The organism is Terrabacter sp. P5_B1 (assembly GCF_056400505.1).
Window position 1 is genome coordinate 1 of record NZ_JBFULD010000196.1, and the last position, 7,993, is coordinate 7,993.

7 protein-coding genes are annotated in these 7,993 nt (G+C 71.5%); 4 read left to right on the plus strand and 3 right to left on the minus strand.

What is annotated here, in order from left to right:
- Positions 1-130: 130 nt before the first annotated feature.
- Positions 131-1,039, minus strand: coding sequence for a methylenetetrahydrofolate reductase [NAD(P)H] (metF, locus tag AC1DP0_RS14245; protein WP_478085205.1), 909 nt, complete (start codon positions 1,037-1,039; stop codon positions 131-133).
- A gap of 106 nt (positions 1,040-1,145) precedes the next feature.
- On the opposite strand from metF, the gene AC1DP0_RS14250 reads away from it, so the two are divergent.
- Positions 1,146-2,240: a polyprenyl synthetase family protein gene (locus AC1DP0_RS14250; protein WP_478085206.1), complete on the plus strand. Its 1,095-nt coding sequence runs from the start codon at positions 1,146-1,148 to the stop codon at positions 2,238-2,240.
- A gap of 122 nt (positions 2,241-2,362) precedes the next feature.
- On the opposite strand, the gene AC1DP0_RS14255 is transcribed toward AC1DP0_RS14250, so the two are convergent.
- A complete protein-coding gene (locus tag AC1DP0_RS14255) occupies positions 2,363-2,761 on the minus strand; it encodes an Rv2175c family DNA-binding protein (RefSeq protein ID WP_478085207.1) in 399 nt (132 codons plus the stop codon).
- A gap of 318 nt (positions 2,762-3,079) precedes the next feature.
- Here AC1DP0_RS14255 and AC1DP0_RS14260 point away from each other — a divergent pair, with 318 nt between their 5' ends.
- From AC1DP0_RS14260 to AC1DP0_RS14270, 3 genes are all read left to right on the plus strand, one after another.
- Complete coding sequence (locus AC1DP0_RS14260) at positions 3,080-4,033, plus strand: lytic transglycosylase domain-containing protein (protein WP_478085208.1); 954 nt, start codon at positions 3,080-3,082, stop codon at positions 4,031-4,033.
- Positions 4,034-4,116: 83 nt separating this feature from the next.
- Positions 4,117-6,117 carry a Stk1 family PASTA domain-containing Ser/Thr kinase gene (gene pknB, locus AC1DP0_RS14265; RefSeq protein ID WP_478085209.1) on the plus strand — a complete coding sequence of 667 codons (2,001 nt, stop codon included), beginning with the start codon at positions 4,117-4,119 and terminating at the stop codon, positions 6,115-6,117.
- A gap of 9 nt (positions 6,118-6,126) precedes the next feature.
- A complete protein-coding gene (locus tag AC1DP0_RS14270; protein WP_478085210.1) occupies positions 6,127-7,026 on the plus strand; it encodes a DMT family transporter in 900 nt (299 codons plus the stop codon).
- A 174-nt stretch (positions 7,027-7,200) separates the two neighbouring features.
- Here AC1DP0_RS14270 and AC1DP0_RS14275 read toward each other — a convergent pair.
- On the minus strand, positions 7,201-7,993 hold a 793-nt coding region (locus tag AC1DP0_RS14275), incomplete at its 5' end, for a threonine aldolase family protein (RefSeq protein ID WP_478085211.1).

The following is a 7,993-nucleotide window of genomic DNA, read 5'->3' on the forward strand; positions in this document are numbered from 1 at the left end:
CCTTCGACCAGCAGACCTGACCCGCCCTCCTTCCCGGTGGCCCCGCGGGCGGTGCCGCTCACACGTCGAGCTCGAGGCCCCCGAGGCCACCTCGGCGCGTCCTCGGCGTCAGCGCTCGGCCCTCGGCGCCTCAGAGGTTGCCGAAGACCTCGAGCGTCGCCGACGAGCGGTTCATCGTGATGAAGTGGATGCCGGGTGCTCCCTCGTCGAGCAGCCGGCGTGACGACTCGGTCGCGATGGCCATGCCCTCGGCGCGCACGCCCGCGGCGTCGTCCCCGTGGCGCTCGAGGCGGTCGGTGACCGCGGCCGGCATCGGCTGGCCCGCGAGCTGCGCCATGCGCACCACCTGGCGCGCGTTGGTGATCGGCATGATCGCCGGGACGACGGGCAGCCGGGACCCGCGTCGTGCGAGCTCGTCGCGCAGCCGGAGGTAGTTGTCGACGTCGAAGACCATCTGGGTGATCGCGAACTCCGCGCCGGCCCGTTCCTTGCGGATGAGGGTCTCGGCGTCCTCGCTGACGTCGCCCGACTCCGGGTGACCGTCGGGGAAGGCCGCGACGCCGACCGTGAAGTCGCCGAGGCCGCGGACCAGTGCGACGAGCTCGTCGGCGTGGTCGAGGCCCTCCGGGTGGGCGACCCAGGGCTGGCCGAGCCCGCCCTGCGGGTCACCGCGCAAGGCCAGGATGTTGCGGACCCCGGCAGCGGCATACGACCCCACGATGCTGCGCAGCTCGGTCACCGAGTGGCCGACGCACGTCAGGTGCGCCATGGGCGTCAGCGAGGTCGCCTCGAGGACGCGCTGGGTGAGGCGCACCGTCCGGTCGCGGGTACCGCCCCCGGCGCCGTAGGTGATCGAGACGAAGCTCGGCGAGACCTTCTCGAGACGGCGGATGGCGTCCCACAGCTGCGACTCGGACGCGTCGTCCTTGGGCGGGAAGAACTCGAAGCTGAACGTCGGGGTGTCGGCCTCGATCATCGCCGGGATGGATCGCGTGAACCGCTCCGCCCGCGCCATCGAGGATGCCGTGCCGTGTGCCATGCCGCACACCCTAGGCCGAGCACGTCCACGATGCGCGGGCTGTTCACGGTGGGACCGGGCCGCCGCGTAGGCTGGCCACCATTTCCGCGACTCGATGGAGGACCCCGTGCAGACCCCCACCGACCTCGACGTGCTGCGCCGTCGGGTGCAGCACGCGATCGACGGGCAGATCGCCGGGGCCACGCAGTCGCTCGCCGCGATCGGTGACGAGACGGCCCCGCTCGTGTCGGCCGTGTCCGGCCTGCTGACCGGCGGCAAGGGCCTGCGCGCCGGGTTCCTCTACTGGGGCTACCGCGCCGCCGGCGGTGCCGACTCCGACGCGCTCGTCCGCCTCGCCGCGAGCATGGAGTTCTTCCAGGGCGCCGCGCTGCTCCACGACGACGTCATGGACCGCAGCGACACCAGGCGGGGTATGCCGTCCGCGCACCGTGCCGTCGCCGCGCTGCACCAGCAGCGCGGCTGGGCGGGTGACCCCGACCGGTTCGGCGAGGGCACCGCGATCCTGGCCGGCGACCTGTGCCTCACCTGGTGCGACGAGATGTATGCGACGTGCGGCCTGCCCGGCGAGGAGCTGGCCCGCGGACGTCAGCTCTTCGACACGATGCGCACACAGCTGATGGGCGGCCAGTTCCTCGACCTGCTCGAGTCGGCCCGGGGCTGGGACGGCCTCGACCTCGAGGCCCGGGTCGCCTCGGCCCGGCAGGTGATCCGTTTCAAGAGCGCGAAGTACACGATCGAGCACCCTCTGCTCATCGGTGCGCTCGTCGGCGGCGCACCGGACGGCGCCCTCGCACCCCTGTCCGACTACGGCTTGGCCCTGGGCGAGGCGTTCCAGCTGCGTGACGACCTGCTGGGCGTCTTCGGCGACCCCGAGGCCACCGGCAAGCCGGCTGGCGACGACCTGCGTGAGGGCAAGCGCACGGTTCTCGTCGCGCACGCCCTCGACGCGGCTTCGGACTCCCAGCGCGAGATCGTCGAGAGCCTCCTCGGCCGAGACGACCTCGAGCTCGAGGGCGTCGAGGCGATCCGCCGGGTCCTCGTCGACACGGGAGCCGTCGACCGGGTCGAGGACCTCATCACGGCCCTGGCCGACGACGCGTGCCGTGCCGTCGACCGGGCCCGTGAGACCGGCTCCTACGACGCGCCGGCCCTCGACGTGCTCGAGGCCCTCGTCGCGGTCTCGACGGCCCGGCGGTCCTGAGCTCAGATCCCGACGGCCCGGCGGTCCCGACGCCCGATTCCGGCGCTCGCCCCGGGACCGCGCCACACGGCATACGCCATCGGCTCCCGGCCGGGTCACCCCGAGGGGGCAGCGCCGAGGTCTCAGAAGGCGAGCTCCTGCGCGCGGCGCCGGATCTCGGTCTTGTGWCCGGCCAGCATCGCGTCGATGGGCGCACCCTCGACGGGGAGCGTCTCGTCGGGGGTGTGCAGCCACTCGATGATCTCGTCGTCGTTCATGCCGCCGTCGGCGAGGACGGTGATGGTGCCGCGGAGCTCGGGGCGGGGGCCGGTCTCGCCGAAGAACTTGGCAGGGATGGCCACGACGCGGCGGTCGCCGATGCGTGCCGCGAGGACCTCGCGGTCCGCGATCAGCTGGCGCACGCGCGACAGCGGCACGCCGAGTCGCTCAGCGACGTCGGGCACGGTCAGCCACTCGCCGACGAGGGACTCGAGGTCGCGGGTGGAGGACTCGTCGGGCTGCGGTGCAGGGGTCTCGCTCACGGTGCAAGAGTCTGCCACCGTCCGCGCCCGGATCGCGCACCCCGCGAACCTCGCCTCGAACATCCCTCGAGCAATCGCCTCGCAGGGCGGCCGACGCACGAACTGCGGGACGACGAATTACATTGATGTATTTACACTTTAGCGCTTAAACCATGCGCTATCGTCACACACGCCACTTGACTCACAAGCGTCACATTCCACGTCGGAGCGGCCCGCCGCTCCCGTGGAACCCAGACCATCGCCGACTCGACGCCCCTTCCGACCGCCCCTCCACGCCTCAATCACTCAGTTCGGGCTTCAGGAAAGGACTCCACCCTCATGCCCTTCGCCGACATCGCCGCGCTGCCCGCACACATCGCAGTGGCCCCCGTCGCCGCTACCCCGTGGGAAACCGTCACGGTTCGCCCGGGTGACACGCTCTGGGGTCTCGCCATCGCCCACCGCACGACGATCCAAACGATTGTCGACAAGAACCGCCTCAGTCGCGGGGGCGCCGTGATCCACCCCGGGCAGAAGCTGCTCGTCCCGCTTCGCACGCCCTCCGGCCGACAGACGTCTCCCACACCCGCCCCGGCGAAGGTTGGGGCGACACCAAGCAGCCCGTCGAAGCCTTCGGCGAGGAGCACCACCTACGTCGTGCGTGCCAACGACACGATGGGTGGTATCGCGCAGCGCCACGGGGTCTCCCTGACGAAGCTGCTCGCGGCCAACAAGCTGAAGAGCTCCTCCATCATCTATCCGGGGCAGAAGATCATTGTCCCCGATGCGGGATCTGCGAGCACGCCGGCACCCACCCAGGCTCCCCCCTCGGGCTACCAGTACCCCAACAAGACCGCCCAGGCCGTGGCCGAGAGCAAGGCCAAGCTCGCCGCGAGGGACGTGCCCAGCCGCACCGAGACCACGGCCATGGTTCGTGCGACGGCGACCCGCCACGGCGTGGATCCCAAGCTGGCGCTCGCCATCGCGTGGCTCGAGTCCAGCTGGTACCAGCGTGCCGTGTCCTCCACTGACGCCGTCGGCGTCATGCAGCTCATGCCCGTGGCCCAGACGTGGGCCTCCGAGCTCGCGGGTCGCTCGCTCGACCGCTACGACACGCAGGACAACATCACGGGCGGCGTCCTGATCATCCGAGCCCTCCAAGCCAGCGCCGACTCACGCGAGCAGGCCATCGCCGGCTACTACCAGGGCATCTACTCGGTCCGCACCAAGGGCCTGTACGACGACACGAAGAGCTACGTCGCCAACGTGCTCGCCATCTACGACCGCCTCTGAGCAGCCGGGGCCGAGGCTCCTGTGCAGGCCCGCTGCGGCTGGCCTGCACAGGAAGCGCTGCGTCTGCCCGTAAACTGCCCTCCGTGACGTCCAGCGTGGCGGACGCCCTCGTCGGTCGGGTGATCGACGGCAGGTACCGCATCCTCTCCCACCTCGCTGACGGAGGCATGGCCTCCGTCTACGTGGCGCTGGACGGGCGCCTCGACCGGGAGGTGGCCCTGAAGATCATGCGGCCGGGGCTGGCCACCGACGCCGTCTTCGTCGAGCGGTTCCGCGCCGAGGCCCGGTCCGCCGCACGCCTCAACCACCCCAACGTCGTGGCCGTCTTCGACCAGGGGGAGGACAGCGGCGAGGTCTTCCTCGCGATGGAGCTCATCGAGGGCAAGACCCTGCGCGACGTCATCCACGAGGAGGCGCCGCTGACTGCCCGCGAGTCGCTCGCCATCCTCGAGCCCATCCTGCTGGCACTGCGGGCCGCCCATGCGGCTGGCATGATCCACCGCGACGTCAAGCCCGAGAACGTCATCGTGCGCCGGGACGGCGAGGTCAAGGTCGCCGACTTCGGGCTGGCCCGCGCCATCACCAACCAGGCCACGACGAGCCAGACGGGCGTCCTGCTCGGCACCGTCTCCTACCTCTCCCCCGAGCAGGTCGAGCGTGGCGTCGCCGACACCCGCAGCGACGTGTATGCCGCGGGCCTGCTCCTCTTCGAGATGCTCACCGGGCGCAAGGCCGTCACCGGCGCCACCCCCATCCAGATCGCGTACAACCACGTCCACGGCGGGGTCGTCGCCCCGTCGACGCTGGTGCCCGAGATACCGGCTGCGCTCGACGACCTCGTGGCACGCGCCACGGCCGTCGAACCGGACGACCGCTTCGAGTCGGCGACGGCCTTCGTCACCGCCCTGCGCGAGGTCCGGCGCAGCCTGTCCGCGGCCGAGCTCGACCACCGCGGCGCCGCCCTCGCGCCCGAGGCTGACAGCACCTCGACCCTGGCGCCCACCTCCGCCACGACGCGGCTGCCCCGTGCCGACCGTCCATCCCGCTCCGGAGCGGCCGGTGCCCGCCCGGAACCGCACCGCACGCGCCCCAACGAGCTCGGTCCGTCCGCCCTCGCTGGTCTGTCCGTGCACGAGGGCGGCCACGTCGTCGAGCACACCGCAGCCATGCCGATCGACCGACACCAACGCCCGGGTGCCCGACGGCGCTGGCCCCTCTGGATCGCGGCCGCCCTCATCGTTGCGGGTGCCTCGTTCGGCGGCTGGTGGTTCACGGCCGGCCCCGGCGGCTTGACCGTCGTGCCGGCGGTCGTCGGTCAGCAGATCTCGCAGGCCGAAGGCGCGATGCGACAGGCCTCCCTCTCGGTCGAGACCGCCGGCGAGTTCTCCGAGGTCAAGGCCAAGGGCGTCGTCCTGCGCGTGGAGCCGACCGCGGGCAGCGAGCTCGGCAAACGCTCGACCGTGCGCCTCGTGGTCTCCAAGGGCAAGGAACGGTATGCCGTCCCCAACCTCGTCGGGTTCAAGGCCGCCGACCTGGGCTCGTCGCTGTCCCCACTGACGCTCCGGCTCGGGAAGCAGTCGCAGGCCTGGAGCGAGACGGTGCCCGCAGGGGCGGTCGTCTCCCAGGACCCCGCCCCGAACGCGTCGGTCAAGCGCGCCAGCGCCGTGTCCGTGGTCGTGTCCAAGGGACGAGAGCCGATCCAGGTGCCCACCGTCACGCGCACGGCGTTCGAAGCGGCCTCGGCGACCATCACCAACGCCGGCCTCACGGTCCAGCGCGGCCAGGACGTCAACAGCGACACCGTCCCCGCCGGGCAGGTCGTCTCGCAGTCACCCGAGAGCGGCACGCTGCACCGGGGCGACGCCGTCAAGGTCGTCGTGTCCAAGGGACCGGTCATGGTGCAGGTGCCCAACGTCGTCGCGCGCTCGTCCGAAGACGCGGAGAAGACGCTGACCGACCTCGGCTTCACGGTCAAGAAGGAGACGGGGCTGCTCGGAGCCGTTCTCGACCTCGTCCAGAGCCAGAGCGTCAAGGGCGGCCAGTCCGCGCCCAAGGGCAGCACGATCATCCTGACCATCGTCTGAGCCGGCCTCGTGACACCCTCGGCGCGCACGCGCCTCGCCACGCTGCTGCTCGTCGCCCTGACCGCGGTCTGGGGCTCGACGTTCTTCCTCATCCGCGACCTCGTCCAGACCGTGCCACCGGTCGACTTCCTCGCGGTCCGCTTCACCCTCTCGGCCGTCATCATGCTCATCGTCTTCTGGCGACCGGTGCGCGCGCTCAGTCGTCGGCAGGTCCTCGTCGGCATGGGTTTGGGGGCTCTCTACGGACTCGCTCAGATCTTCCAGACCCAGGGGCTCGCCACCACACCAGCCTCCGTGTCGGGCTTCGTCACCGGCACCTACGTCGTGCTCACCCCGGTCTTCACCGCCGTGCTCCTGCGCGAGCGCGTGCCTGGATCCACCTGGGCCGCAGTGGGACTCGCGACCGGTGGTCTCGCGCTCCTGTCCCTCAACGGCCTGTCGGTCGGGGTGGGCGAGGCGATCACCCTCCTGGCGGCTGCGCTCTACGCGCTGCACATCGTGGGACTGGGCCGTCACAGCGCCTCCGAGATCGCGACCGGCCTGTCCGTCGTGCAGATGCTCGTCATCGCGGCGCTCTGCACCGTCGGGGCACTCCCCGGCGGTGTCGTCCTGCCGAGCACCCCTGCGGAGTGGGGCACGGTGCTCTACATGGTGGTCTTCGCGAGCATCCTCGCCCTGTGGGTGCAGACATGGGCGCAGGCGCACATGCCGGCCACCCGGGCCGCGATCATCATGACGGTCGAACCGGTCTTCGCCGCGCTCTTCGCCGTGACGCTCGGTGACGAGACCGCGACCCTGCGCATGATCGTCGGTGGAGCCCTCGTGCTCATCGCGATGTTTGCCGTCGAGCTCCTGGCACGTAGGCGCCCGGGCGAGCTGCCCGCCGAGGCCCTCCACCACGAGGTCTGACCCAGCCTGGGCGCCCCTTGCCGCGACCCCACCGTGCGAACTCCACCCCGGCGGAGTTCGCACGGCCCGGACAGCCCCCCACCGCCTCGCAAACTCCACCCCGGCGGAGTTTGCACACCCCGGACCGCCCCCCACCACGCACCAACTCCACCCCGGCGGAGCCGGGTGGGGTGTTCAGGCGGCGGGGGCCGAACGCAGGAGCGCGGTGAGGACGTCGATCGCGACGTCGGTGCCGGCGTCGTCGACGTCGAGGTGCCAGACGAGGCGCACCGCCCCGGGCCCCACGGCATACGTCCTCACCCCGGCGGCGAGGGCGGCGTCGACGAAGGCTGCGGCGGTCCAACCCACCGCGGCCACGTCGACGATGACGATGTTGGTCTCGACCGTCGCGAGATCGACGGAGCCGGGAGCCGCCTCGGCCATCGCCTGAGCCGCGCGCCGGGCACGGGCGTGGTCGTCGGCGAGACGGTCGACGTTGTGGTCGAGCGCGAAAAGGCCTGCGGCAGCGAGGATCCCGGCCTGGCGCATGCCGCCGCCGAAGCGCTTGCGCCAGATCCGCGACTCCGCCATGGCCTCGGCCGAGCCGACGAGGACGCTCCCGACCGGGGCGCCGAGGCCTTTGCTGAGGCAGATCGAGACGGTGTCGAACTCCCGGCCGTAGTCGCTGACCGGCACGCCGGAGGCGATGTGGGCGTTGAAGAGTCGCGCCCCGTCGAGGTGCATCGCGACGCCGCGCTCTCGGGTCACCTCGCGCGCGCGACGGATCTCGTCGAGGGACTGCACCGTGCCGCCGCCGAAGTTGTGGGTGTTCTCGACGATCACGAGAGACGTGCACACCTGGTAGGGACCGACGCCGGTGATCATGAGCGACGCGGCGTCATCGGCACGGAACCGGCCACGCTCGGACACCCAGGTGCGCGACGAGATGCCCGAGAGCACCGCGGCCGCGCCGAGCTCGGCTCGGACG

What these genes read in the sequence shown, in the direction of transcription:
- metF (WP_478085205.1), bottom strand. Translation starts at nt 1,039, where the DNA reads ATGGCACACGGCACGGCATCCTCGATGGCGCGGGCGGAGCGGTTCACG.
- AC1DP0_RS14260 (WP_478085208.1), top strand. Translation starts at nt 3,080, where the DNA reads ATGCCCTTCGCCGACATCGCCGCGCTGCCCGCACACATCGCAGTGGCC.